The 26,709-nt window shown below is 46.9% G+C and carries 15 protein-coding genes; 7 read left to right on the top strand and 8 right to left on the bottom strand.

What is annotated here, in order from left to right:
* On the top strand, window positions 1-588 hold a 588-nt coding region (locus QMA35_RS15370), incomplete at its 5' end, for an IS4 family transposase (protein ID WP_281648039.1).
* A 271-nt stretch (window positions 589-859) separates the two neighbouring features.
* Complete coding sequence (locus QMA35_RS15365) at window positions 860-1,600, top strand: hypothetical protein (protein WP_281648038.1); 741 nt, start codon at window positions 860-862, stop codon at window positions 1,598-1,600.
* A 115-nt stretch (window positions 1,601-1,715) separates the two neighbouring features.
* Here QMA35_RS15365 and QMA35_RS15360 read toward each other — a convergent pair whose 3' ends face one another.
* From QMA35_RS15360 to QMA35_RS15330, 7 genes are all read right to left on the bottom strand, one after another.
* On the bottom strand, window positions 1,716-2,384 hold the full coding sequence (locus tag QMA35_RS15360; RefSeq protein WP_281648037.1) for a YciC family protein: 669 nt from the start codon (window positions 2,382-2,384) through the stop codon (window positions 1,716-1,718).
* 103 nt (window positions 2,385-2,487) lie between these two features.
* The gene (locus QMA35_RS15355) at window positions 2,488-2,964 is read right to left on the bottom strand and encodes an FKBP-type peptidyl-prolyl cis-trans isomerase (RefSeq protein ID WP_281648036.1); all 477 of its coding nucleotides are present in this window, start codon (window positions 2,962-2,964) and stop codon (window positions 2,488-2,490) included.
* A gap of 17 nt (window positions 2,965-2,981) precedes the next feature.
* Complete coding sequence (locus QMA35_RS15350; protein ID WP_281648035.1) at window positions 2,982-3,575, bottom strand: HD domain-containing protein; 594 nt, start codon at window positions 3,573-3,575, stop codon at window positions 2,982-2,984.
* Window positions 3,576-3,825: 250 nt separating this feature from the next.
* Complete coding sequence (metG, locus tag QMA35_RS15345) at window positions 3,826-5,904, bottom strand: methionine--tRNA ligase (RefSeq protein WP_281648034.1); 2,079 nt, start codon at window positions 5,902-5,904, stop codon at window positions 3,826-3,828.
* A gap of 138 nt (window positions 5,905-6,042) precedes the next feature.
* Window positions 6,043-8,004: a hypothetical protein gene (locus QMA35_RS15340; RefSeq protein WP_281648033.1), complete on the bottom strand. Its 1,962-nt coding sequence runs from the start codon at window positions 8,002-8,004 to the stop codon at window positions 6,043-6,045.
* Complete coding sequence (locus QMA35_RS15335; protein ID WP_281648032.1) at window positions 8,001-10,157, bottom strand: site-2 protease family protein; 2,157 nt, start codon at window positions 10,155-10,157, stop codon at window positions 8,001-8,003. The genes QMA35_RS15340 and QMA35_RS15335 overlap by 4 nt, the downstream gene beginning before the upstream one ends.
* Window position 10,158: 1 nt before the next feature.
* Window positions 10,159-11,976, bottom strand: coding sequence for an efflux RND transporter periplasmic adaptor subunit (locus QMA35_RS15330; RefSeq protein ID WP_281648031.1), 1,818 nt, complete (start codon window positions 11,974-11,976; stop codon window positions 10,159-10,161).
* Window positions 11,977-12,313: 337 nt separating this feature from the next.
* Between QMA35_RS15330 and QMA35_RS15325 the strand changes: the two genes are divergently transcribed.
* The 5 genes from QMA35_RS15325 (at window position 12,314) to QMA35_RS15305 (ending at window position 26,103) form a co-directional block, all read left to right on the top strand.
* Window positions 12,314-13,879, top strand: coding sequence for a TolC family protein (locus QMA35_RS15325; protein WP_281648030.1), 1,566 nt, complete (start codon window positions 12,314-12,316; stop codon window positions 13,877-13,879).
* On the top strand, window positions 13,876-14,781 hold the full coding sequence (locus QMA35_RS15320; protein ID WP_281648029.1) for an efflux RND transporter periplasmic adaptor subunit: 906 nt from the start codon (window positions 13,876-13,878) through the stop codon (window positions 14,779-14,781). The genes QMA35_RS15325 and QMA35_RS15320 overlap by 4 nt, the downstream gene beginning before the upstream one ends.
* Window positions 14,782-14,899: 118 nt before the next feature.
* Window positions 14,900-25,549 (top strand): LEPR-XLL domain-containing protein, encoded by a 10,650-nt coding sequence (locus QMA35_RS15315; protein ID WP_281648028.1) that lies wholly within the window; start codon window positions 14,900-14,902, stop codon window positions 25,547-25,549.
* 124 nt (window positions 25,550-25,673) lie between these two features.
* Entirely contained in the window at window positions 25,674-25,901 is a 228-nt protein-coding gene (locus tag QMA35_RS15310; RefSeq protein ID WP_281648027.1) for a hypothetical protein, read from the top strand.
* On the top strand, window positions 25,867-26,103 hold the full coding sequence (locus QMA35_RS15305) for a hypothetical protein (protein WP_281648026.1): 237 nt from the start codon (window positions 25,867-25,869) through the stop codon (window positions 26,101-26,103). The genes QMA35_RS15310 and QMA35_RS15305 overlap by 35 nt, the downstream gene beginning before the upstream one ends.
* Here QMA35_RS15305 and QMA35_RS15300 read toward each other — a convergent pair.
* Window positions 26,068-26,394: a GNAT family N-acetyltransferase gene (locus QMA35_RS15300; protein WP_281648040.1), complete on the bottom strand. Its 327-nt coding sequence runs from the start codon at window positions 26,392-26,394 to the stop codon at window positions 26,068-26,070. The genes QMA35_RS15305 and QMA35_RS15300 overlap by 36 nt on opposite strands.
* Between the last annotated feature and the right edge of the window lie 315 nt (window positions 26,395-26,709).

Raw genomic sequence — 26,709 nt, 5'->3', positions numbered from 1 at the left:
GCTTACGACGACTACAGCTGGTATTACGAAATGACCTGTCAGGGCACGCAGTTTGTGGGCAGGATGAAAACCTCAGCAGTTTACGAAGTCGTTGAATGTCGTGAAACGACAGACGACTCTATCCTGGAAGACCAAATCATCAGGCTCTCTTCTGACAAAGGTAGAAAGGACTGTCCAACGGATCTCAGACGGATCAAGATTTGCCGGGAAGAAGACGGCAAAGTACTGGTTTTTATCAGTAACGACCTGAAGAGAAGTGCTGCAGATATTGCCGCCTTGTATAAATCCCGCTGGCAGATCGAACTGTTCTTCAAGTGGATTAAGCAGAACCTGAAGGTCAAGCGGTTCCTTGGGCGCAGTGAAAATGCTGTAAAAATACAGGTGCTCACAGCAATGATTGCCTACCTCCTATTGCGTTTGGCTCAGATCACAACACCCTGCAAATTGTCGTTACAGCAAATAGCTCGAAGAGTCAGTCTTAACCTGACCCGCCGTTGCTCTTTGTTGGAATTATTCAGTGATCCGCCGGATAGCATGGAAGTCAATGTACTCCAGAATCAGGGGAGTCTGGAGCTGGTTTATGCTTAACCGGACAGTAGTGTTACTATTTGAGTATCTGGCTGGCATCAACAACAGATTGGCATAAAAGGTGGTGACATTGGCTTGCTGGTAATAGTCTTTAACCTGCCCGTTGTCGTTTGAAGTAGAGTCGGGGGCTGCCCTGCTGAATATTGATAAAAGGCAAATGTGCAGTTCAATTGAGAGTGGTAAAGGTGCTTGATAACTGAGTTGAAAAAGTGAATGAATCTGAACCCTGCAATAGAGTAAAGTCGCGCTCTTAAACAAAGAGGATTTGTTGATGGCGTACTTCAGAAAAATACTTGCTGCCGTTGTGGCAATTTTGCTAGCGGGGAGCGTGCAGTCTTCAGACATCTCGCTAAAGGCCCAGCAAGCACAGGTTCTAGCCTACCAGGCAAGTACAGGGTTTCATTTGTTGACGGTGCTTTTTGGCGACGAAGAACAACAAGAACATATAGAGACGGTTCTGCAAGATCTTGAGCTGTCTATTTCTGCCCTTTCTTCGGAACTTGAAGAGCCTGAGCGGCAATCATTACTACACAGGTATAATGCTTTTGCTGTAAAGATGCAGAGTAATGGTTATCAGGAAGATGGCTTTACTTCTACCTTGCAGGTGAATGATATGGAATCTGCTTTGGAGCGGCTGCAGGACTCTTTACACGCATTTAGCGCCGGAGCTGCAGACCCTTATCTTTCGGCCAGTGTTCAGCTCAATAAAGCCACTTCACGTTATGCGCGCCTGGCAGCACACTGGAATGGCAGTACGATGGTGGCGGCAGATAAAGAAGGGGATACAGTTGATATTCATGCTGACAGTGTCGCTCAACAATTGAACAATTTTTTGGCTGCGGCTACCACCCCCAGGGAGAGGCAGGAAATTAAGAAGGTTCTCTATCTGTGGAATAATCTTGAGCCAAGGTTTGTAGACTATAACCGTGATCTTGTTCCCTATTTTGCTGCCAAACATTCATTAGTGATAACGGATAAATTAGAGTCGATCAGGCTTAATCATAACCAGTGACGACGACCCTGATTCCAGGGTGAATTTTTGTGTGATGTTTGCTAATGCAAAGGTTGTGGTTGTAGGTTGTGGTTGTTACTGCCACAACACTACAACGTGTTTTATGTCAGAACCCTTAAGAAGCGTTTTGAGCCGCGCTGTAAACCCGGAACAGGTAGATAGGGTACAGGGTTTGCAGTAATGCCTGGAAAGAAGTTACGACAACACTGATGGCTGGGTTATCCATACCTGCGGAGAACTGTGCCAGAGCGATGGAGAACATGGTGACAGTTGGAAACAGGATCGCCAACCCCAGAAAAATAACCCAGGTTACCGATGAGCTGGTAATGAAGCTTCTACGGATGCTTTCTGTTACCGATGTACCTTCCAGCATGCAGTACATATCGGAAAGAGCTAATCGGATCATAACGATGATACCTGGCAGAATAAACAGCGACAGACCGGCCATAATGGCAAGGGTTGAAAGCAGTGTTAACAACAGCATGCGAGGCCAGAAGGGCACTGAGTAACGATAGCACTCACCAATGGAACGTTGTTGCCCACCAATAACGGCAGCGATAAAGAGGATCAGCACACTGTGAACAATGGGGTAAAGCGCCAGTTCCGTCATCAGTCCGGCGTAAAGCTGATCGGCTTCTGTCAGGGATTTAATCACTAAGCGGTGGACGAGTTCACTGAGAAGCGCATAGGGCAGAATAATAACAGCCAGCGTGCTGATGTGACTTCGGAAGAAGGTCAGCGTATCTCGAAGGTAAATCTGTACTTGTTGCGGAGTTGTTTGCATTGATGACTTTCTAAGCAGAAAAAGAATATAACGGGGTTGTACCATAAGTTACCGTTGTCGGTGAATGGACATCCCCCGCTTTTTATTACGGATATAGTCCTTTTTAGGATTCTATGCCTAACAGTTCTACATCGAAGATCAGGGTTGAGTTAGCAGGAATACTCCCCATACTCTGACTGCCATAAGCAAGGTTGGCAGGTATAAACAGGCGGTATTTGTCGCCTGCAGCCATGAGTTGCAAACCTTCTGTCCAGCCGGTAATCACCTGATTCAATCCAAAGGTAATGGGTTGCCCGCGTTGAACAGAGCTATCAAATACAGAGCCATCAATAAGTGTGCCGTGGTAGTGAACCTTAACTTTGTCTGTAGCAGAAGGAGAGGCCCCGCCTTCACCTTTAGTCAGTACTTTGTATTGTAAGCCTGAATCGGTAGTGAGCACTCCCTCTTCATCTTTATTCGTGGCCAGAAATGCCAGCCCCTTTTCCAGGGCTTCCTCGCCTAGCTTTTTCTTTTGTTGAAAACGCCGCATACCCCAAAACAGCATGACAGCAATAAAAACGATAATCAGGATATTTGACACGAAACTTTCCTCGTAGATTAGCCTTCTAACAACCAGCCTTTTTCAGCAGCCAGCTCAATTTGTTCCAGAGCGTATTTCCAGAGGTGTGGAGCGGCTGTTTCAAGATAGCGGTTCCGCTCAACAGCCTGGCTTTTTCGAATATTATGTTTTGTCCAGCTGCCGCCATTATTCGCCATGTTTTGCAGTAAGGGAAGAATACGGTCCATGGCTTTGGCAAAGCGGGAATCGGCTGTTTGAGCGTGTTCGAACTCCAGCCATAGCGCTTTCATCTGTTGGCATTGGTTTTCAGGGAGAAGGCCGAATAAACGATCAACGGCTTTCAGTTCTTTCTTTTCTTGTCCGTCAAGAACCTGCTGGGTGGCAAAAGCAAAGGTGTCTCCAGCGTCGATTTCCACAATATCGTGGATCAGCAGCATCATGGTTACCCGATGGATATCAACAGGTTCGCTGGCATAAGCATAGAGAACATGGGCCATTGTCGCGATATGCCAACTGTGTTCGGCACTGTTTTCGTGACGGTTATTGTCGTCTTTGACCGTGGTCTGGCGGTAAACGGCTTTGAGCTTGTCCAGCTCAAGAATAAAGGCCATTTGCTGGCTGAGTTGTTCCATGATTTTCCTTATTCTCTCCGTGCCAGACATGAAGCCTCAACACAGAACATCCAGATAGCGGGAATGGCTATGGTGCCATAAATGGTAGAGGGATGTACCGCATTTCAATGGTTTCTTGAGCGGCCAAGACTTTGGCAGGAAATACAATAGCGATGATTCAGGGAGTCACAAATGGCCGCTGGGCGAAAAGCTCAGAAACAAATAAGCCCGACAGTTGCCGGGCTTATTCGAGCATTTTACAGGGAAACTTTTACATTACCCGCATGCCAGGTTTGGCTCCTTCGTGAGGCTCCAGAATCCACAGATCTTTACCACCTGGTCCAGCGGCCAGAACCATGCCTTCACTCATGCCAAACTTCATCTTGCGTGGCTTGAGGTTGGCAACCATTACTGTGTGCTTGCCAATAAGCGCTTCAGGTGCATAAGCGGCTTTGATGCCTGCAAATACATTACGGGTTTTCTCTTCGCCAATATCCAGAGTCAGGCGCAGTAGCTTGGCAGCGCCTTCAACATGCTCGGCATTCACGATTTTGGCTATACGGAGATCGGTTTTGGCAAAGTCTCCAAACTCAATCTCTTCTGCCAGAGGTTCTTTGTTGATCTCGCTTTGCTCGGACTTTTCTGCCTTGGGAGTGGCAGCTGCCATAGATTCCAGTAATTTCTTGGCATCTTCCATCATGCCATCAACATTCTTTTGTTCAACGCGGGTCATCAGCGGTTTGAACTTGTTGATGTTGTGGTTGAACAGCAGATTTTGGCTGTCGGACCAGTTCAGGCTTTCTACTTTCAGGAACGCGGCAGCTTTTTCAGCCATATCTGGTAGAACCGGCTTCAGGTAGATCATCAGCAGGCGGAACAGGTTGATGCCCGTAGAGCAGATGTTGTGCAGTTCCTGATCCTTGCCTTCTTCTTTGGCAACAACCCAAGGTTTTACTTCGTCGATCCAGGCATTGGCTTTATCAGCCAGAGCCATGATTTCGCGCATTGCCTTGCCGTACTCACGGTTTTCGTAGGACTGGGCGATGGATTCTGAAGCTTCCATGTAAGCTTTAGTCAGTTCAGGGGCGCAATCAGTACCAGACAGCTGACCACCAAAACGCTTGGCGATAAAGCCGGCATTGCGGCTGGCAATGTTCACAACCTTGCCGACCAGGTCACTATTCACCCGCTGCATAAAGTCAGAGGTGTTGAAGTCAATATCATCAACCCGGCTGGACAGCTTGGCAGCATAGTAATAACGCAGGTACTCAGGATTCAGGTGGCCGAGGTAGGTGCGGGCGGTAATAAAGGTGCCACGGGATTTGGACATCTTCTCACCATTAATGGTCAGGTAACCATGTACGCTCACCTTGGTTGGCGTACGGAAACCGGCACCTTCCAGCATGGCTGGCCAGAACAGACAGTGGAAGTTAACGATATCTTTACCGATAAAGTGATGAACTTCGCAGTCGGAGTCTTTCTTCCAGTATTCATCCCAGTCCAGACCTTCGGTTCGATCACACAGGTTCTTGAACGAGGCCATGTAGCCGATAGGCGCGTCCAGCCATACGTAGAAGTACTTGTCGGGTTCGCCTGGGATTTCGAAACCGAAATAGGGCGCGTCGCGAGAGATATCCCAGTCCTGCAGACCGCTGTCCAGCCACTCGGCCAGCTTGTTAGCGGTTTCATCCTTGATAGTGCCGGAGCGAGTCCAGCCTTTCAGGAATTCCTGGAAATCGGTCAGTTTGAAGAAGAAATGTTCTGACTCTTTCTCAATCGGAGTGGCTCCAGAGATAGTAGAGAACGGATTCTTCAAATCAGTCGGGCTGTAAGTGGCAGAGCACACTTCACAGTTGTCGCCGTACTGGTCCTTGGCGCCACACTTGGGACACTCGCCTTTGATATAACGATCAGCAAGGAACATTTTCTTTTCAGGGTCATAGGCCTGAACGATGCTGCGGCTGGCAATATGGCCTTTTTCTTTCAGTGCCAGATAGATGGAGGAAGACAGTTCTCGGTTTTCTTCGCAATGTGTGGAGTGGTAATTATCGAACTCCACGTGGAAGTCACCAAAGTCGGCAATTCGCTCTTTGTTGACGCGGGCAACGGATTCTTCCGGGGTAATACCCTGCTTCTCGGCGTGCAGGCTGATGGCAGTGCCATGGGCGTCGTCAGCACATACGTAGGTGCAGGTATGGCCACGCATCTTCTGGAACCGGCTCCAGATGTCGGTCTGGATATATTCAACCAGGTGACCCAGATGGGTTGGGCCGTTTGCGTAGGGCAGGGCTGCAGTCACGAGAATTTTGCGTGGTGCTTGCGTTTGTGCAGGCGTGTGCTGTTCGGACATGGCGAACGACGTCTCCAGAATGGAAAACCCCGAAGAATCTCCGACGGGGAAGGAAAACAGTAAACCCCCATTATAAAGGGATGAACAGGATTCGGGAAACTGTGATCAACACTTGTTTCCTTTGGCTTTGCAAGACAATCAATGTCCGGCAGAAAAGCTTAAAGACTTCTTCAGGTTAATATCGTTTTTGAGGACCTGCTGACGTTGTTTGTAAGCCGATCTTTCAGATTTCTTTTGGGCTAGGCTAAAGAGCCCGAGAATGATGTAGCGAACAGGCTTTATGTCCGATAATCTGCGCAAAAATCCTATGCTCTTCTGGGATAAAACCTGCTGTATAAGCTCATCCTCAAGGCTGAGAATTGTAGTGGTTTTGCCCGGATCCCCCTGACGTGAACAGCGACCTATGAGCTGCCTGTCAATCCGGCTGCTGTGATGCCGTTCGGTTACGATGACATAAAGCCCGCCCGCCTTTCTGCTTATCTCATCAAGCGAGATATCTGTTCCTCTGCCAGCCATGTTGGTAGCAATGGTTATCGCCCCTTCCTGGCCAGCTGAGGCAATAATATCTGCCTCCTGCTTGCTGAAGTTGGCGTTCAGCAGTTGATAAGGAAGGCCTTTAAGGTCAAACAGTCTTGCAACCTGTTCGCTGTCTTCAATTGTACGTGTGCCTAAAAGAACCGGTTGACCAGTATTGTGATGATCATGAACGATCTGGTACAGGTAATTCCATTTTGAATCTTTGTCCGGAAATATTTTGGTTTCCTGTGAAATTCTGTTGCACAGTTGATTTCTGGGGATTTTTAACAAGGGGAGTTGATAAATCTGCCAGAGCTCATCTGCCGCTTCTTTCACCGTTCCACTCAGCCCACTCATACGGGCAAAAAGCCGGAAAAAATTTTGATAACTCATTCTTTCCTGAACTTCATTGGGAGCCGTAATCGGTACACCTTCTTTGGCTTCTACAGCCTGATGGAGGCCAAGACTCCAGGAGCGCTCAGGCATTTTCCGGCCGCTGAATTCATCAACGATAATGACTTTCTCTTCCTCAACCACGTAGTGCCTGTTAATGAGGTAGAACTCTCGAGCGGATAATGCCTGTTTGATGAGTTCCAGGCTACGGGAACGGCTTTGCCACATTCTGGGCAGTTTCTCAGAGAGTTTGGCTATGACTCTCAGCCCTTCTCCATTGACCTGTATATACTTGCTTTTTTGATCAACTCGATAATGCCGGTGAATCTCAAGTTCCTGCGACAGTTGGTGGGCGAGCTGAATAGATTCTTCGAGCAGTGGGTTCTCTGAGGGAGCTGCAATAATCAATGGAGAGACAGACTGATCAATCAGGATACTGTCAAGTTCGTCGACTATAACGCTGTGTATGCCCCGGGTGGCAAGGTTGAAATCCGGATGTCGGGTTTTGCACAGGTTATGATGAGTCAGTCCCCTGCTTTTTTTCAGTAGAATACGATCCCTGAGAAAGTCGGCCAATAATTCATGACTGGTTGTATAAACCAGCTCTGAGGCATACTGAATTTGTCTTTCCTGTTGTGACATAGAGGCAAGAACAACGCCAGAAGAAATATGCAGGCACTCCAGTAGTGGCTGGATAAACTCTCTGTCCCTTTCGGCCAGGTAATCATTCACGGTCAGGATATGTGCAGGCCGTTTATGCCAGACCATAAGAATGCCTGCCAGACCTGCAACCAGTGTTTTGCCTTCGCCGGTATCCATCTCCAGGGAATAGCATTTGTGTAGGCCCAAAATGCCAATTATCTGAACCTTGTGTGGGAGCAACCCTAAAACCCGGGAAGAAAGAGCTGCGATAAGGGCAACCGCTTCATTGAGCTTTTGATCAGAAACGTAGTCTTTGAGGAATACCGGTTTTATACAATTGGTGGCTGCAATGAGCTCACCCTGACTGCGGTTGGCGTATTTCTTCGACAGTACGTGAATGTCTTCGGCTTGTTGCGAAAACTCAGACAGTATTTTTCTTCTTCGTTTATAACGACCTACCAGGTTATTACTAACTTGATCCAGGCCGCTTGGAATATTTGCTCTCGCTGGCGCTCTGAAATGATATTGGTCGGACGAAGGCATCATCATATCTGATACCTTCTTTGAACAACCTGCCTGATTTGTCGATACCACTGCCAGAATAATGGTTCAGGCGTCAGATTCAAACGCAAAGTCCCCGATACCCCATGGAAATAATCGATATTCGTTTCATCGGGTAAGGCCGCATAAATTTGAAAGAACGGTTCCGTAGTGCGGGTGCCGGTTTCATCATCAGCTTTTACAGCTACGCTTCCTCCGCCCAACCAGCCCAGAGCTGCTGAAGGCAGGCGTTCATTTTCGAAAGGGAAAATTTCTAATTCAGACGCCGTTATATTGTGGCCTTCCTGCCCCTGAATGCGTACCTCTGCAGGGGTATCGTTATGACGCTGGAATACCAGACCATCGTCCTGCTGCATTATGGCTGAGAAACGATAGGCATCGACATCATACAAAGTTCCCAGGGTTGTGCCTTTCTCTATCCAGGTATCAACTCTTTCTGAAATCTCGGGAGCAGACCACACACCGTCAAATGGTGCCTTAAAAACCAGACTGTCCTTGTCCTCTTGAAGTTTTGCCAGGCGCTTTTCCAGAAATTCATGCTTGACCAGTAGAGGCGCGAGATCAGCATGACTGCCCACTCGTGCTTTTTCCTGCTGGTATTCATTTTCTAACAGCTGAAGTTGAGCTGTTTTCAGCTCTCTCTCCAGATCTTTGTTTTCAAATACCAGCAGTGGGGTATCTTCAGAAACCGGCTCGTTGTCATGCACCAGAATTTCTTTGAGATAGCCATTGGCCTGAGTATTCATCAATAAAAAGTTGGTTGCTTCTATAACACCTGGAACCCGCACATTGTGTGGTGCAGGAATTAGCCCAAAAACCAGAACCAGTGTTAACACAAAGCCAGTTGTTATCCACTTGGCCTGTTGTCTTCGACGGGCGATTCTTGGATTGTGCATCAAGTATTGAATAAGTTTGACCGGAGGGGGGACAGCCCACATGAACAAGCTGAACAGTGCCATAATCAGTCCCAGTATCAAATACTTGTCGGCTACAAAGAAAATAATTCCGACAAGAATGACAACCCTGTATACCGTGCTCAATATGGCATATATAACCAGGTACCAGGCTTCTTTTAAACTGTAGGCTTCTGATGTCAGTTGCTGGCAGCGGAACACAAACCGTTCAATAAGGTATACCACCTGCTTCCTTGAACGCTGGTAGAGATTGGGAATATCCAGTGCGTCTGAAAGCATGTAATAAGCATCAAAACGCAGGAGTGGATTCCCGTTAAACAGAAGGGTGGACACTGATGCAATGAATATAATGTTGTAGGCCAGGCTGTTAATTACCCCGCTGCCAGTATTGGCCCATACAACGGCAGCTATGGCGGCAATCCAGAGCTCAACTATCATACCTGCCCCACCCACAAAAATACGCTGCCATGGCCGTTTAAAGGCCCAGCTGGACGTTGCATCCATATAGGGAAGTGGAATCAGAATAATCAGCATCACGCCCAGAGTGTGAACCTCCCCGGAGTAGTGGCGGCAAACAATAGCGTGGCCCAGTTCATGCAAGGTCTTAACCAGAGCCATGGACAGGTAGAGGAGGACTAGATTGGAAGGGGCAAGAAGTCCGTTACTTTGATCCAGAAAAGAATCTGCGTTATCGGCAATAGCTTTCAAACCCAGTGCGACAATGGCAAACCAGAGAAAAGCTCCAGCTTTACTGAATAGTGGGCTGAAAAAAGGCCCTGCCTTTTTCAGTGCGGCATCAGGATCCAGAAGAGGAATCTTGATAAACATAAAGCTCAGGAGTTTTGCCCGCAACTCTTGTTTTTTTCGCTGCTGTTGCCTTTGAAAAACTGTTTGGCTGTCTGTCGCCGAGCTATATTGCAGCAGACTGTTCTGGTGAAGCTGAGCCAGTAAATCGATGACTTCCTGTTGCCCTGGTGTGTTATCAGGTTCTTCGCTAAGTCTGGCCTGCCATACTTGGTCAATGGTTTGATCCAGGTTCAAACTGTTAAGAAACAAATAGGTGTCTGGCTGCACCCTGAAAAAACGATTACTGAACGGATCTCCCAGCACATACCACCAGTCTCCCCGGAATCGCTGTTTATGAACTCTTACTGTTTTTTTTAGTGTCGCTCTGATTTCTGCAACACTGTGCCAGGATTCACTGAATGTTTGAGTTGAACGCGTCATTCTAAATCCAGAGCAGTAGGCGCAGGTAATCAGTTGTGCGGTGAGTCAGAATCCAGAGAATATTCCTCTCTCCCACTGCGATTTTGGCGATACCGGTCATGCCCGGGTGCCACCATTTCTGTTTCTCGTCGGTGAACCTGGCTTTGAGAAGAAACTGGTTGCCATCACTGTTGACTGTTGCGGCAGGGCTCACCTGAACAATTTCAAAAGCAAATGTCTGATCCGGGATGCTTTGAAAACTCAGCTCTCCCTGCATGCCACTTTTCACTTCGTGGATGTGTCGTTCATCAAGCTTCAGTTCAACAAAAATCTTGTCCAGAGGGGAGAGCTTGAGGAGAACATCGCCCTTTTTAACAGGGGCACCAAGCATTCGGGAGATATCGCCCTCAACAACAACACTGTGTGCGGCCGCCTTGATATCTGCTTTGGCTAGATGTTCGCGTACTTGCTGCAGGCGAATCAGTGATTGCTGGTAACGTGTCTGGCTGATTCGCATATCCGCCAGTTCGTTCTTGGCACGATACTTTTCTGTTTCTCTGCGTGTGCGATTCAAATCAGCAATCAGGTTGGCTTCTTGCAGTAAAAGGTCTTCGGTGCTGAGTTGAACAATTGTCTGCCCTGTATCAACTCTGTCACCGGCTTTGGCATGGCTTTTTTCTATATAGCCATCAAACGGTGCGGTAAGAAACAGGGTGTTTTCAGCCCTGACTACAAAAGGAGCCTCTACGCGATAGCTCCAGTTGCCAATAGCCATATACAAAAAGAAAAGAGTGCAGATTGCAGCGGTTGCCTTGAATAACGTATGTTCAACCCCAAACAGAGCGGATAGTTTTTCTTGCCCTGTAGAGGTTATTTTCTGGAAGAAGCTATAGTCTTCGTGTTTTGCTATGTGCAGTGCTTTGCCCAACTGGTCGCCAAGTACTCGCAGTTTAAGCATTTCCTGCTCATCGAACGGCGCATCAATGCGTTCCAATGTTAAAATGCCAACAATACTATCTTGGTCGCGTAAAGGAATTGAGGCTATCGCTGCGGGAGTGTGCTGTCGAGCCAGGTCTCTGTGTCGCGGATAGGACTGTGCAGAATCTGTGTAATGAATTTCTGTATTGAAATCCAGTGCTTCTTCCATAGCATTTTCAATCTGCTGGCAATACTCCATTTTTCTTTCGAGTTTTTCACGCTGACTGATTGCCTGTAAACGAATATAGCCCCGTTCAATCCAGCCGAGGCTGACATTACTGTATCCATGATAATGATTGAGGTCGTTGCAAAGAGTCAGAACTGTCTGATCAAATCCGGCACAGTTCTGGAGCGTGGCCAGTAGTTCCAGAACTTCGAATGCAGCTTTGTTATTTAAGCCATCCTGTTTGACGCTTGAGTATCTGAAGAATGACTGTGGTATATCGGATAATAACTGGAAGTTTACTGCCAGATTTGAAGAGGGTGTGTTCTGATGCTCTTCCAGTAGCATTGCTACTGCAATACTTTTGGAATCATCATCCAGAGGAATAACCCCGACTAATAAACGTCCTTCACTGGCATCATGAATATACAGTCCGGATGTTGAACCTTTTGCTGACGATGCTGCGTAAGAGACATCCCGCAGGAATTCGGAATGAAAAGAAGCCGATTCAGGATGATTGAGCAGGGATAACCAGTTGTCTCCCTGGGATACCAGCAAAAGCATTTTGCTGGACTGAAAAAAAAGACCCAGCTTCTCAAGATATATTGGCCAGAATGTCTCGGCAGTGCCCGAGAAATGACGTAAGTCCTGTAGTTCAGATATAGTCGTGGCGTTGGTATCCAGACTGCAGACACTCATAGAAAAGGGTTATTCCTGTTGTTGTATTCCCATTCAAAAGGGAACTTTGGCGTTTTTAGCTTATTGGACGAGCTTTTGTCGCGATCATATAACAGGATCCCAGTTAGTACACCCCTCCAAAGTAAAGTCTCAGGTTTTGTCAGCTTTTCTCAGGAATGAGAACTTGATCACAGCTCTACGAATGAATAGTCTCTTTTGTTCTCATTGTAATTAGTCGTTTTTTGGGTATGACGGCAACTTATTGAGTGGCGCTTATAACAAGAGCGGGCATATTTTGATTTTGCCGGCCAAGACAAAAAGAACAAATCTCAAAGTCTGGAAAACATTACGGATGTTAATGAATCAAAGAAACCGATTGCAGGGGCGTTCTCTCAAAATGACGGCCTCGGCGCTGGCCTGTTTTATCGCAATCGCCTCTGCTGCCAGGGCTGAAGAGAATAAAAATACTCTTGGACTGAACCAGTACATGGATATTGTGACCGGTAATAATATCCGGATTCAGTCTGGTGAGCTTGATTGGGATATTTCCCGTTATGCAACAGAGAGGGAAGAAGGCGCATTTGACCTGGGGTTGAAAGGCAGCTTCTCCCAAGAGAAAAACCAGCAGCGTAACACTGTTCAGGAATCCCTAAGTCGTTCTTCGCTCTCGGAGTTTGAAGAAGAAAACAAACGCTACAACCTTAATCTTTATAAAAAAATCGAGACCGGTGCCACTCTGGAGTTGGAACTTAATCGTCAGGATTTAAGGAATAGTGTCCAGCCAGGGTTTGTCTATGGCAAAGAGCATGTCTTTAAAGCTGGTGTAAAGGTAAGGCAGCCCCTTTTGAAAGGGAACTGGCGAGCGGCAACACTGGAGCGGGATATAGCTCTTAAGGGGGAAGATGTTGCTTATCAGGACTTCAGACGACTGCGTCTGGCAGAAAGCAATAATGCGGTTCAGGCTTACTGGGATTTCTACCAGACTCAGGGCAATTTAAAAATCAGTCAGCACAGTATTGATTTACTGAAAGATATGCTTGACCACAGTCGTCAAAGAGTGCGCATGGGCATGGTTCCGATGACTGACGTGATGCAGATTGAATCCCGTCTGGCCGCTGAAAAAGCGATTTTTACCCAGGGTAAACAACAATATGCTGCAGCTATGAATCAGCTTAAGAATTTTATGGCTGTAACCGTTGATCCTGCATATCAGGCTATTGAAACAGATAATAAAGATTTTGAGGTGATGATCTCGTCATTGCAGGCTCCTGCTGTCGATAGTGCGGAAAGCTTTAAGGTAGCCCAGAAACGTAATCCTCAGATTCTGTCTTCCCGGTATGTGGCGGAGCAGGAAAACCTGAAGCTTGTATTTGCGAAAGATCAGACATCTGTCTCCCTCGATCTTGTTGCCAGCTATCACCAGAACGGTCTGGACAACGATTTTCGTAATTCCGTCAGCGATACATTCACCGGCAAGTATCCCGGTTATACCGTCGGGCTGGAGTTTAATATTCCTCTAACCAACCACCTCGGTCGAGGAGAGGTTGGTGCAGCATCAGCGCGGAAGCAGCAGGCCCTTTATGCTATCAAGGATACAGAGGTGAAACTGTCTAACCAGATTTCTACACTGGCCGAAGATATTCGCAATAAATACGACAATATTATCCAGTTGAAAAAAGTAAAAGAAATCAATGAACAGTTGTTTTCTATTCACAGCAACAGCTATCAGAAGGGCAAAGTCTCCATTGATGACGTTATTAAGAGCGAGCGCCGTCTGGAGGTAACCCGTGCCGAGCTGCTTGCAGCGTTAATTGGTTACCAGAAAGCTATTTTTCAGCTGAAAGAAGTTGAAGGCTCTTTGCTCACGCATTTTGATATCGATGAGCCACTGATTCCGGAACAGGATAAGGAGCTGCCTCTATGAGGTTGTTTGCCGGTATTTTTCTTTTGCTCCTTGCAAAGATTGTTGTTGCCAGCACCACCCTCGAAGAGGGTGAATTCCCAGGATTGCTATTAGACGAAACTACGGAACTTGTTTCGCCTGTTACTTCTGATGTTCCGGCTTTGCCAGGTTTGGGCGGCCCAAGAATTATCGGGGTTACTGAGCCAGTCAGAGATGTCAGTCTGGGAGCGTCTGTCACGGGTCGTATTTCTGAACACTATGTAACGGAAGGGCAGCGAGTCAGTGAAGGAGATACTCTTGTGGGTATTGAGTCTCTTGCTGAACAGTTAGAAGTAAAGCGTCGTTTGCTTTTGTGGAAGGACACCAGTGAACTTGACGCTGCCCGGAAACAGACGGCTATCTATCAGACACTTTATGAAAATGCCAAAACCCTCCACGACGAGAGTGGCGCTGTCAGCGGAGATGAACTGAAAGAGAAACAGCTTCAGTACCTTTTGCAGTCAGCGAAAACAGATTTGTTGTTTACCAATGAAAAGCGTGAAGAGCTTGAGTATCACCTTGCTCAGGAAACTCTGAATAAACACTTGATCAAGGCACCATTTTCCGGAGTCGTTACCTCTGTGTGGTTTGTGACAGGAGAAAGTGCTCAGGCAAATAAGCCGATTCTTCGGTTGGTTGATTCATCTAAGGGGCGATTTGTAGCCAATGTGGAAGAGGCCGTTGCACGACAGTTTGAAGTCAAACAGCCAGTGGTTCTCAATATCAATGCTGGTGAAAGCACTTTACAAAAACAGGGGCGTATTTCTTTTATCTCCCCTGTGACAGACCCCGCCAGTAATCTGATTCAGTTTATTGTTTTGTTCGATAACCAGGACGGTGCAATAAAACTGGGTGTTAGCGGGTATATGGAAACGATTCAGTAAGCACCTTATCAGTACCGGCATGCGGTACCGGCCTGAGGTGAGGCCTAAGGTAGAGGTTTTTTACAAAGGTTATTTGGGGGATTTCGGGCACTGGCTCCAGGGGCTCAGCGGATAAATTATGGATAACAAAATAAAAAAACATCGCAATGTGAGTCATGGACTGGAGCTTCTTGAAGAAAGAATACTCCTTTCTGCTGATCCGTTAATGCTGCCCTTGACGGTTGAATCCCCTGAAACAACAGAAATCCGTCTGATGGAAAAGCCATCTGACCAGGAGTCTGGCAGCCGGGTAACTTCCTCTTTACAACCCAAAACTCTCAGTAGCCTTGCTTCACAAGAAGATAACATTGCTATCGATGATCAGCTGGTCGAAACCGATAAGGGTCTGGTTATCGAACCGGGGCAAAAACTGACAGGGAATGGTGATATTCGGGGCCACCTTGTTAGTCACGGTGTGATGGGGCCAGGTAACTCACCGGGTGTAGTGAAAGCGGACAGTGTTCAGTATACCAATACCTCTGAATTGATTATTGAGATCGGCGGTACGGCAGAGGGTGAGTTTGATCAGGTTCAGATTGATGGGCTGGCAAATCTTGACGGGAAACTGTCGATTAAACTGATCAACGGTTATGAATTGCAGGAAGGTGATAGCTTCCAGGTCATGACTTATGGTGACGTCGAGGGGACGTTTGCTTCGGCTGATGGCCTGTTTGCAATGGATGGTGATGGCAGTGGTTATTTCCAAATCGAACAGACCGATACAGGCATCAAGCTGGTATACCGCAAGCTGGGTAACGAGCTGAAAATTAACTTTGCCAGTACCGACAGTGCCAACACTTTCGGGGAGCAGCTAAACAGCCATTACTTTGCTAGTGAATCAAGCAGCGTTCGGGATCAGGCAATCGTTGAGTTTGCTGATTTTATTTATTTCCAGGGCTCTATCAAAATTGATGCCGCTGTTGCTCACGACATTACCGTAGCGACCGGATTCTCCAGTGAACTTGGGCTGCCGTCTGAGCTTACAATAGACCGTACTTATCTGACTATCAGCGTAACGAATGCGTCTGGCTTTATCGGCTATGGTGGTCCTGCACAGATTGACCGGAACTTTGATGGCAAATTCGATGGCCCGGGTGAGACAAACAGCCATGCAAAAGGTTTGTCGTTTAAAGATGCCAGCTTTGGCATGGCCTATTTCAATCTGCCGGCCGATTTCCTTGATTTAGATATCAGTTTGCCAGACCTGCCCAGTCTTCCTGATGTTGAAACCAGGCTGGCTAACAGCTTGCCCAACTTTTATGCCTTGAAAGCAGAAATTGGCTCATTTGAACTGGTTGGCTTTGACTCGCTGTTTTCTCTCAATGCAGACAAGCTTGTTATAAGCATTAACGACGGTGGTAACTGGCTACCTCTGAGCGGCCCGGCCATAGATTTCCAAAAAAGTTTTGGTCAGGGGCTAAGCGTTCCAGTTGTTGATGACGCTGACCCTATTGTGCTGGGTTTTGGTGGCAGCCAAACTATGAAGGCCACTTTAATTAATGGCCGTATGAGCCTCCTGAATTTTGTTCATGTTTATGGTGACTTAAATCTTGAGAAAGGAAGGACATCTACAGTTGATGTGGTCACCGGCCTTCCTTCTGATATCAGTGGGCTTTTATCTGGTCTCGGTGGGGCTGCTGACTTTCTGAGCGGTCTGGATGACCCCAGTGTTATTAAAGACCTGGAAGTCAGTGGTTTCTCTATTGCAGGAACAAACCTGAAAGCCTTTGTTGGTATTAATGGTGGATTTGAAGCCAATGGTAACCCGTCTCATGATAATGCTTCTGGCCTGTTGCTGGACGGCGTGACATTCGCCTATCTGGATCTTTCACCTACACGCCCGGATCTGAGCGATCTCATGAATTTCACTGCAATGTCTGCGACTGCTGAACAGGTTGCAGTGATTGGTATTGATGGGTTAACAGTTGAAGCCAGTGATATTCGAATAGACATTAATTCCGGGACGTCATGGCCGGGCAATGCCGGTACCCCTGTCATTGATTTTCAGAACAGTTTTAAAGCTGAGGCCACTGATACTGATGGCGATGGGAAAGTCGATCCTGCCGGCTACGAATTGCTTGTTGATAATCAGTCACTTTATATCGATCACGCAGGCAGTGAACTGGTTGCTGCTTCATTGATGAATGCCACGTTGAATGCCGCCGGATTTGTGGCTGCAAAAGGGGACTTCTCTTTCCGCAAAGGGGCAACACATACTGTTAAGGTTAAAGATAATACAGGGACGGGTCAGGAGCGTAGTGTTGAAGTAGAGAGTCTCCAGATTGGTGGACAGGATATTACTGTGTTTGCTGGTATCGGTGATCTCGGCTTCCTGGGTGTTGATGGCTTGAATTCTGGCTCTACAGGTATGCTCCTTGAAGGTGTTGATTTTGCCTATGCCTCATTTACACCTACAGCGGCAAGTGCGGTTGTTTTTAATGCCAGCTTCCAGGCTCTGTCGGTCAGGGCTGACAAAGGTAGATTTATTGGGCTTGGAGATATTGCTGAGTTTACTGATGTTTCTATAAATCTGAATACCGGCAAGTTACGTGGTGAAACGGTTAAGCCAAGTATTGATTTCTCAAACAGTGATTTTGGTGATCCACTTGGTTATGCAGTTTCCACCAGCTCTGATCCTGACGATAAGCTGTATCTTAACTTTACCGATCATTTGCAGCTTATTTCCGCTCATGGTGTTCTTGATCTTGCCGGTGTTGCTGAGGTTGAAGGCGACTTTGCCTTCAGTAAGGTGAAAGCCGTTGATGTTGATGTAAAGAGTAATCTGCAAAAGTGGGGCGCACCTGCTGAATTCAGCCTATCGGGCGAAATTGATGTTTTGGCCATTTCGGTGACCAACGCCACAGTCTCAATGAACCTTGGTGTTGTAGAAGCCGAGCTAACGGATGCTAATGTTGGGTTGTTTATTGGTACGCCAACCCCAGCCAGTCTTGTTTCCGGTGTTGAGAAGTTTGTCCCCAAATTTATTGCTATTAAGGCAATAACCAGCAGTGCAAGTTTTAAAACTGGTCTGGGTGATGATTTCAAGGTGATCGATATTCAGTCTGAAAAGAGTCTGGAGCTTGAAGCCAACTTTACTTACTTCCCTAAATTAGATCCGAAAACCCAGGCGGCTATCTTGGCTCTTGGGGCTCCGGCCATTGATTTCACCAGCAGTTTTGATGGTGGAAGTTATCTGTTACCGGCAGTTGAGGGTGAAGAACCCATTGCTATGGATTTCAGCAGTCAGGCATTTAACTTGCTGATTGAACAGGCATCTATTGAAATTTACGTGCCAGGTATTACTACACCGGCTGTTTCAATCACTGGTGGTGTAGCGATTTCCAAGCTTTCCTCGCAAACCGTAACCTTAACAGATGGTTCAACTCTTGAAAGTGTTGATGGTGTTACCCTTGTGGGTAAGAACCTCGAAGCTTCAGTGAATCTGGGTGGTTTAGGACTTGATCTTGGTGTAAAAGCAGAGCTTGGACTGGCTCTGTTGGCTGACTTGAAGGGTGTGGAACCAGGCTTGACGGGTTTATTTCAACCCGATTTTTATCTTGCGATGACTTCACAGCTGGATGCCAGTGCACTCAGTGAAATTCCCATAGTAGACATACCGGGATTAGGCTTCGAACTGAAGGGGGCGCAACTTAATATCAACACTAAGTTAAATCATGACTTCAGTGATGGTATTGATGTGCCGTCGGTTGATTTTTCCAAAAGTTATCAGGGTGAAACGGTTTCCGGAGTTGACCTTAATGGTAATGGGCATATAGCCCAGACCGGCCTTGTTCTCGTAACAACCAGAGAGAATGTTGTTGATAGTGCCGTACTGCTGAATTTCAGTGATCAGTTGATTGGTCTGCGAGGTCAGGCCGTCTTTACCTTTGATTTGTTGCCCTCAATAAAGCTGGATGGGACTTTCCAGTTGGACAGTTCTGGTGAAATCACTCAGATACTTTTCGATGGAACCCTGGCCGTTAATTATGGTGCTGGCTCACTGAACTTTAATGCAAAAGGGGTGATATACAGCAAGATAGTCGTCGACCCAGAGAATCCGGCTTCCATAACCGATCAGGAGCTGGCGATAAGCCTGCAGACGCAAGGTGGCTTTGATGTCCCCGGGCTTATAGGTTTTGATGGTAGCCTTAACTTTGTCGCAAATACCACAAGTCGTGATATCACTTTCACGGTTGCTGATGATTTTCAGCCCCTGCTTGGCTACAGCTCGGTGACTATTCCCGGCACTCAGGCGAATGTTGATGAAAGTGCAGGGCAAAGCGGGCCTTATTTTGCCTTAAGTGCAAATGAAGGCTCTTTAACTCTTGTTGATCAGTTCTTTGTAGATATTGAAAAGATCATTATATCCGGAGACACCTCAGGGCTTATCCTTGGCGTAAAAGGTAACATCGGATTATTTGGTCTGGGCTCCTTTGGAGCAACAGGTAATATCCTTTTGGGGCAGGGCATAAAAACAAACCTGGCTCTTAATGGTGAAGCGGAGATATTTGAACTTGTCACTGTAAGTGGCAACATGATGTTCAATCTGGAAGCTACCAAGAATAATCAGTCTGTCAGTGTCGGTATATCAGATACGACTGTTGCATTCTGGACTCTGTTTGAACTGAAGCCAGGCGACATTACTTTTGCATACAGTAATGGAATATTCAGTGTTCAGAATCTTGGAGCTAATGTAGAGGTTCCCGGATTAAAAGGTGCCGTCAATGTTCAGTACCTGAAATCAAATGGCGACTTTAAGTTCTATTTCACTGTAAAGGCTGGCTTGAATGCGAGTTTTGGTCCTGTTTCTGTTGGAGCGTCAGCAACCGCAACACTCAAACTGATGCATAGTAGTGGTGAATTTGACCTTGATTCGGATCTGCGTGTTACAGCTTCTGTTGGAACCAAAGCGATCAAGGCCTTTGGGGCAACTATTGTTCCAGCATTTCGGCAGAGTGGAACAATCAGAGGGGGGCTTGATCTCTCATTTGACCCCAACGATGGTGAGCTATCCATAGGAGCTGATCTGTTCGGCAAGATTGATGTGTCTATCCCAATTGGCTTCAGGCTTCCCCTTCCAGATGCTCCTCCACCTAATGTGGCCGCAAAAACCGGTGATGTAGTTGATATTCACGTTGGGCAAAAGTCGCATTTGCGTAACTACGACAGAGAAGATGTCAATGAGACGATCCGGATTCGCCAGCAAGGCGATACCCTGACTGTTGATGTACAGGGCAAGATTACCAAGCTGAAAATTGACGAGAATGACACCATTCGGATTGACGGTGGTAACGGTCTGGACAGGGTCGTAGTCGATAGTTCAGTGACAGCAGATGTTGAATTTCTAAATGTTGGAACGATCAGCTATTCCGGCAGCGGCCATGCACTGATTACCGGAACCAGTGGTGATGACTCTATTAGAATTAATGGCAATGGAACAACGGTTATAAATTCTGCTGATGGCAACGACACCATTGTTATTAACGACAGCAAGAATGCAATTATTGATGCTGGTACTGGCAACGATTCCATAACGCTTTATGGTGCCGGTTCCCATACCCTCACTCCTGGAACCGGTGATGACTCTATTCGCACCTTTATGGCTGGTGGTAGCCTGACTGTTGTACTTGCGGAAGGGTTTGGTAACGATGATGTCGGCGGTAATGGTGTACTCAGTCGGCTTGATATGAGCCAGGTGCGGTCAGACATCAACCTTGAATATGACCAGCTAGGCAATAAGTTTTCCATGCATAGTGCTGCCGGAACTGTATCCCTTGGTGATGTTGTATTCCCTGAGTCGGATGAAATAGACGGCGAAGATGATAGTGTTGAAGAAGTTGAGGGTAATATTCCAAAGATAAGCCATATAGATTTCGGCAGTGGTAACGACACTTATGTCATTGTGGCCGCGTCTGATATGACTTTGACCGAGAATGGCGGCAGCAATACTTTCTATTATGTTGATCAGGCTGGCGGCGATGTCATTTTCAATGGCAACAGCTTCACTCTTAATGGTTCCACCATCACGTTTGACACTGGTATTGATCAGCTGCATCTGGGCAATATTGATTATGAGGCAAGAGTCGATTCAGAACGTTTTGCCGGTATCGACAGCGCCTATTTGGGTAGTGGCAGTGAAACTCTCACATTGAGAACATCGTCTTCAACGTATGCGCTCAACTCCACCCAGATTAGCCTGTATGCCAACTCACTGGTATTGGCGAATAATTTCTCAGCTGCAGACTGGACCATTAACACCCGTTTCAATGCGCAGTTTAATGGCGATCTCACCGCAACAGTCGGTGATATTACGCTGAGCCAAACAGAGGCAAGTGGCAGTGTCACTGTGTCCGGCAATATTTCCGCGCAGAGTGGAGATATCGAGTTTGATCTTGCGGGCAGCCTGGTGCAAACCAGCGGAACAATAGCCGCAGAAGCAGCAGGTCGTACTTTGCGGATTCATAGTACGGATAGTGTTATTCGCCAGCTTGATGGTTCCCGCGTGTTAACAAATAACGGCGATATAGAACTCCAAAGCCATGGGGATATGTTTATTGCCCATGTGAATGCGGAGACCGGAGAAGTAACCCTTACATCTCAGACTGGCGGCGTTTTTGATGCAGGTGATGCAGACCTGGATCTGATTGCTGAAAATGTGTCGTTTACTATTTTTGCCGGTTTTGGCGAAAACAATAATGCCATTGATTCGGAGATCAACAGAATATCTGGCTCTGCGAAAGTTGGCAGTATCAGTCTGCAGAATACCAACGATGTGACCATTGATGGTGAAGGGCTGAATATTAACGGCAACGGTAATGTACTTGTTCGGGCGCAGCAGGGTGACCTGATTGTTGATAATGCCGTTAATATTGCAGGTGCGGGCAATATTCGCCTTGAATCATCTAAAGGCAGTGTGGCAGCGAATGCCTCTCTGGTGATCCAGAGTGCTGACTCTGTCAGCCTGCTGGCGGATAGAAATATTACCCAGTTGGCAGGTACAAATATCCAGACCAGTGACGGTGGAAGTATTGATCTTTTCGCTAAACAGGGTTCTGTTTCTCAGGCTGATGGTGCTGTAATAACAGCCGGTGCCAGTGGCAGCCTGAGAGTTGAGGCGGGTGTATCGATTGGTGTTTCATCCATGAAAGCTGGTGGTGTCAGCCTGACAGCTGGAACTGGCTCGGTGTCTGATTCTGGAGATCTTTATAAAGATATTGAAGCCTCCCAGTTACGAATGGATGCTGGAACCGGTATCGGTAAAAATAACTCTTTAGAGATTGCAACTGACAAACTGGCTGTTCGCACAGGTCAGGATGGCGTTTCCCTGCTTGAAGATGATGATGTTGCCATTGATACGCTTGCGGCGATTCATGTTGATCGGGTCAATATTGATGGCTCCACAGCAGCTGTAACTGATGAGAGTCTCAGTGATATCGTCACCAGAAGTAATGGCTCGGTAGATCTTGAGACTGTCGATGGTTCAATTCGGGTCTTTGATGGTGGCTCACCCGACAACAAAGCGGGTATTTATGCCGATGGTTCCGGTGATATTCGTCTCGATGCCAATGGTGTAGGCCAGGACGTCATTATTGAGCGTGAAACTCAGGTGTCCAGCCAGAGAGGCAGTGTCGAAATCACTGCTGCGGATAGTATTGTTCTGGACAACAATGCCGAGGTGAGCATTGAAGAAGCAGCTCAGTACCAGTCTTTGACGCTGACTGCTGAAGCTGGATCCGTGACGCAGAGACAGGATAGTAAAATATCCACTTATGATTCCTCTGTTGGCATCACAGCTAAGAATGATGTAGTACAGATGTCCGGTGCAGATATAGCCATTACTGAAACTTCACAAAATAACTCACTGGATATTGTTGCTGAAACCGGATCAGTTTTGCAGAGAGAAAGCAGCAGGATTACCACGTTTGACTCTGGACTGAATATCACCGCCAGTGTGGATGTGGTTCAGGCTCAGAACGCTGAAATTGCTGTTCAGAATTCAGCTCTGGATAATGCTTTAAATATTACAGCGCAAACTGGATCAGTGTTACAGGCTGAGAACAGCCGGATTTCCTCAGAGAACTCTTCTGTCAATATTACTGCTCGCAATAATGTTATCCAGGACAAAAACTCAGACATATCTATTCGCAGGGCTGCACCGGGTAACAAGCTGAATCTCACTGCACAAACAGGAAATATTACTCAGGTTGATACCAGCCATATTTCAGCCATAAATTCCGATGTTTCCCTCTATGGGAAACAGGATATTGATGTCGCTGACGTGAGTACCTCTGGCGCTAAAGTCACCATGACAGCTGAGCTTGGTGGTATCTATGATGTTGGTGAGTCAGACATTGATGTAACCGCTGCAGAGCTTCAGTTTACTTCAGATAAAGGTTTTGGCACTGACCTGAATGATATCGATACAGAGGTTCAGCGTGTTCATGGTTCTGTAAACGAAGGCTCTATCAATATCCAGGAACAGGATAATCTGGATATTATTTCCGGCGGGCTTAACATCGGGTCTAGCGGCAATATTCTTGTCAGCAACAAAACGGGAGATGTCTCCACCAGTGGTGATGTGCGTGTTGGCCAGTCTGGCAATATCCTGCTGAAATCTGATCATGGCAATATCAATGTAGGTGCATCGGTTACCACAAATAGTGGGCAGGCAATTACCTTGCAGGCGAAAAACAGTATTGATCTCCAGTCCAGTGCTCAGGTAACAACTCTGAGTGGTGGAACTATCGATTTGCTGGCTGAGCAGGGAAGTATTCGCCAATCCGATGGTAGTGCTCTGACAACAGCTCTGTCTGGAAGTATCAGGCTTCAGGCGGCTGATTCTATTGCTTTGGCAGCACTGAATGCCGGTACAGGTAATGCCAGTCTGACCACTGGCTCGGGTTCTGTTACCGATTCCGGTGACTCCCAGACAGATATTGTCGCCCGCCAGTTGAGAATAGATGCTGGCACCGGGGCGGGAACCAATAATGCGCTGGAAACGTCTGTAGATAGGTTTGCCGGACATGCTGGCAGTGGTGGCCTCCACATTAATGAAGACAATGATATTGAGATAAACACTCTCACCGATATCAGTATCCAGCGTGTTCAGCTTGATGGATCCGCCCGGCAGGTAACTGACCAGGCTATCAGTGATCTTCGCACTGACAATAATGGTTCAGTCACTGTGACAACTGCTGGCGGCACCATCACTGTTGATGATGGAACTATCCCCGATGATGGTGTTGGTATCTACGCTCAAGGCAACGGTAGCATTCGCCTTGAGGCTGGTGGAGCGGGTGAAGATGTTCGAATTAAAGAAGATACTGATCTGGTAAGTGATACAGGCAATATCAGTGTTCTTGCCCAGGATGCGGTATTACAGGAAGCCGGTGCCGACCTCAGAGTGACCCAGGATGGAGATATTACAGTCCAGACTCTGGATGGTTCTATTTACATGACTGATGGCACCATTGCTGAAACCAGTGGTGATGGCAATATCGTGTATCGGGCAAAAGCTCATGTTGATTTGTCCAGACTGTCTGGCCAGGCACATACCACAGTCATTGCTGAAACTGGCCAGATTCGGGATAACCTTCAAATTGGTGAGGGTAGCGTTGACTACGACAGCAAGATAGATCCACAAAAGGCCCGCTCTGTTGACTCACTTCATACAACAGTTGTTGTTAACGGTGTTGAATACTACGGAGATGTGAAAATTGGCCAGCTATTCAATGAACAAAGCAATATCACATCTCAAAGTCTCAGCATGATTGCCAATCAGGGTATCGGTATTTTGGGCGTTCAGGATATTGATATTGAGGTTGAGCAACTGGAGATGGTGAACAAAGCCGATAATCACGTTTTTGTTCAGGAAGAAAATTCCGTCAATGTGTTTGGCCAGGGTGCCAGAAATATGAACAGCGACGGTGATTTGATGTTCTCAACAATTTCCGGTGAGCTTTACATTGGCAATGAAAATATCCGGAACCGTGGTGCCAGTTACTCGACAGAGGGGCAGCTCGTGTCTGGATATACCATTGATGGCTATACCCTTGAAGATTTCTATCTCGATGAAGGGGTGCGCATCGTGAATGGCCTGGTTCATACTGGTGAAGAAGGCTACCTGTATGTGCGCTCTGCAATTGGTGACTGGGGTCCCATGAACTATGACCAGCTTGCAGATGAGTTGTCCCGTAACCGGAATACTGACTCGGCTTTTCAGGATGATGGCGAGATAACCTTCATCGGTGACTCATTATTTGATGAGAATGTTGAATCGGAATCACCGGTCTCTGTCTTCGATTCAGGTCTGGAGGCGCTCAGAGGTGGGGGTGAACCAAGTGAGCAGGCTGTTACGAGGGATGCTGGAGTTATTGCTATTAACGAAATTTCGCCACTTCTGGAAGGTATTGACAGCAGTAGGACTTCTGAACTTCTAACCTTCTATATAAATCAGATTTCAGGTCCTGCTTCTATAGATCTTGATTTCAATGCACTGCCTGCAACACAGGCTGGTGAAGGTGATTTCCAGAGCGCTGAATCAGTGGGCGAGAATTCATCAGAGAAAATGGTGAGTATGGTTCTTCAGGCGATTACTACCATGTTTGGAGATCAGCAACTGAGTGTAGAAGAGATGTATGTGATTTATACGCGCATGATGTCTGATCAATCTTCCACAGCGATAGATTTTGATACGTTTGCACAGCTTGTGAAAACGTATCAAGCCTGATCACATTTTCACTGATGCCGTGAGAGTAAACGGGAGAGCTTAACAGCTCTCCCGTAAACATTTCTCAGACTAACAAGAGGATTGATGTAAGGGTAATCTCCACTCTGGAAACTTGGGGAAGGAGATGATGAAGAAGGTGTTAGCTTTTGTTTTAGCAAGTGTTCTGTTGGGAGGTTGTAGCCAGTTTCAGGATTTTCCAGATGCAGCACCGGTGGTGACCGTCGCAGAGGTAAAGAGTAAGTTGCTCGATATTTCCCGGTATGCTTCCGTGGCATGGCAGCCAGTCATGGTGAGTGTCGGTGACGCAGGCCTTGCCAATGCCCCAAACAATATTCTTCCTGTTCTTCAGTAATCCCTTCAGCAACAATTGGCAAGATAATAAACCTCTTGTTAAAAGTGAGCCTGTTCTTATCGTTCGTTTTGGCATGGCGTCGAATGCGATTGTCGGCGATAAGGAACTGTTGAACGTTGTGGGTGTCACTCCGGGCCTTCCTGTTGCTGATGGCCAGCATAAGATTTCAATCGTTATTCAGTTGTTGGATACCTCTGGTTAGATAGTTATCCAGAAAAAAGTCCATAATAATACTGTCAGCCCGAAAACCGGCTTTATGGTAAAAGGCCAGCTGATACCCAAAACAGCCGGTTCCCGCTTCCAATCGTCGACATTGCTGGCTGGCCTGTTCAATCACATAGCTGAGAAGTAAAGCGCCAATACCTCGACTCTGTCGTTCAGGGTGAGTGGCGATATTCATCAATTCCCAAGCGCCATCTTCCAGTGGGGTAAGTACACATACTCCAACAATTTGCCCATCATATTCAGCAGCAAAGCAGCGAGAGTCTTTCAGGTAGCTTTTAACCTTGGTTAGGTTCGGGTCAGCTTCCAGTAAGAGATCTACTGGAGCCTGACTGGATGGAATTTCCTACAAAGCAGGGGTTGTTTTCACAGCTTGAGTCACGTCTTCTCATGTTAACTGTCGTTCTTTCTTGCCGGAATAACCTGATAAGTATTGTGCCTCAGACGCGTTTTCAATGCGTCACTTGTCGTCAATGGCTTCGTTCTTCTTCTCGGTTATTTCATAATGATACCCAATGTGTGAGTTTTCAGGCTGAGATCATATGTTCAAATTGCATGGGAGCACGGCCAGCCTGTATGTTCAGAT

Source organism: Parendozoicomonas sp. Alg238-R29, assembly GCF_947331445.1.
Classification (GTDB): Bacteria; Pseudomonadota; Gammaproteobacteria; order Pseudomonadales; family Endozoicomonadaceae; genus Sansalvadorimonas.
Note: the sequence above shows the minus strand (reverse complement) of the source record. Positions and strands in the feature narration are given on the sequence as shown.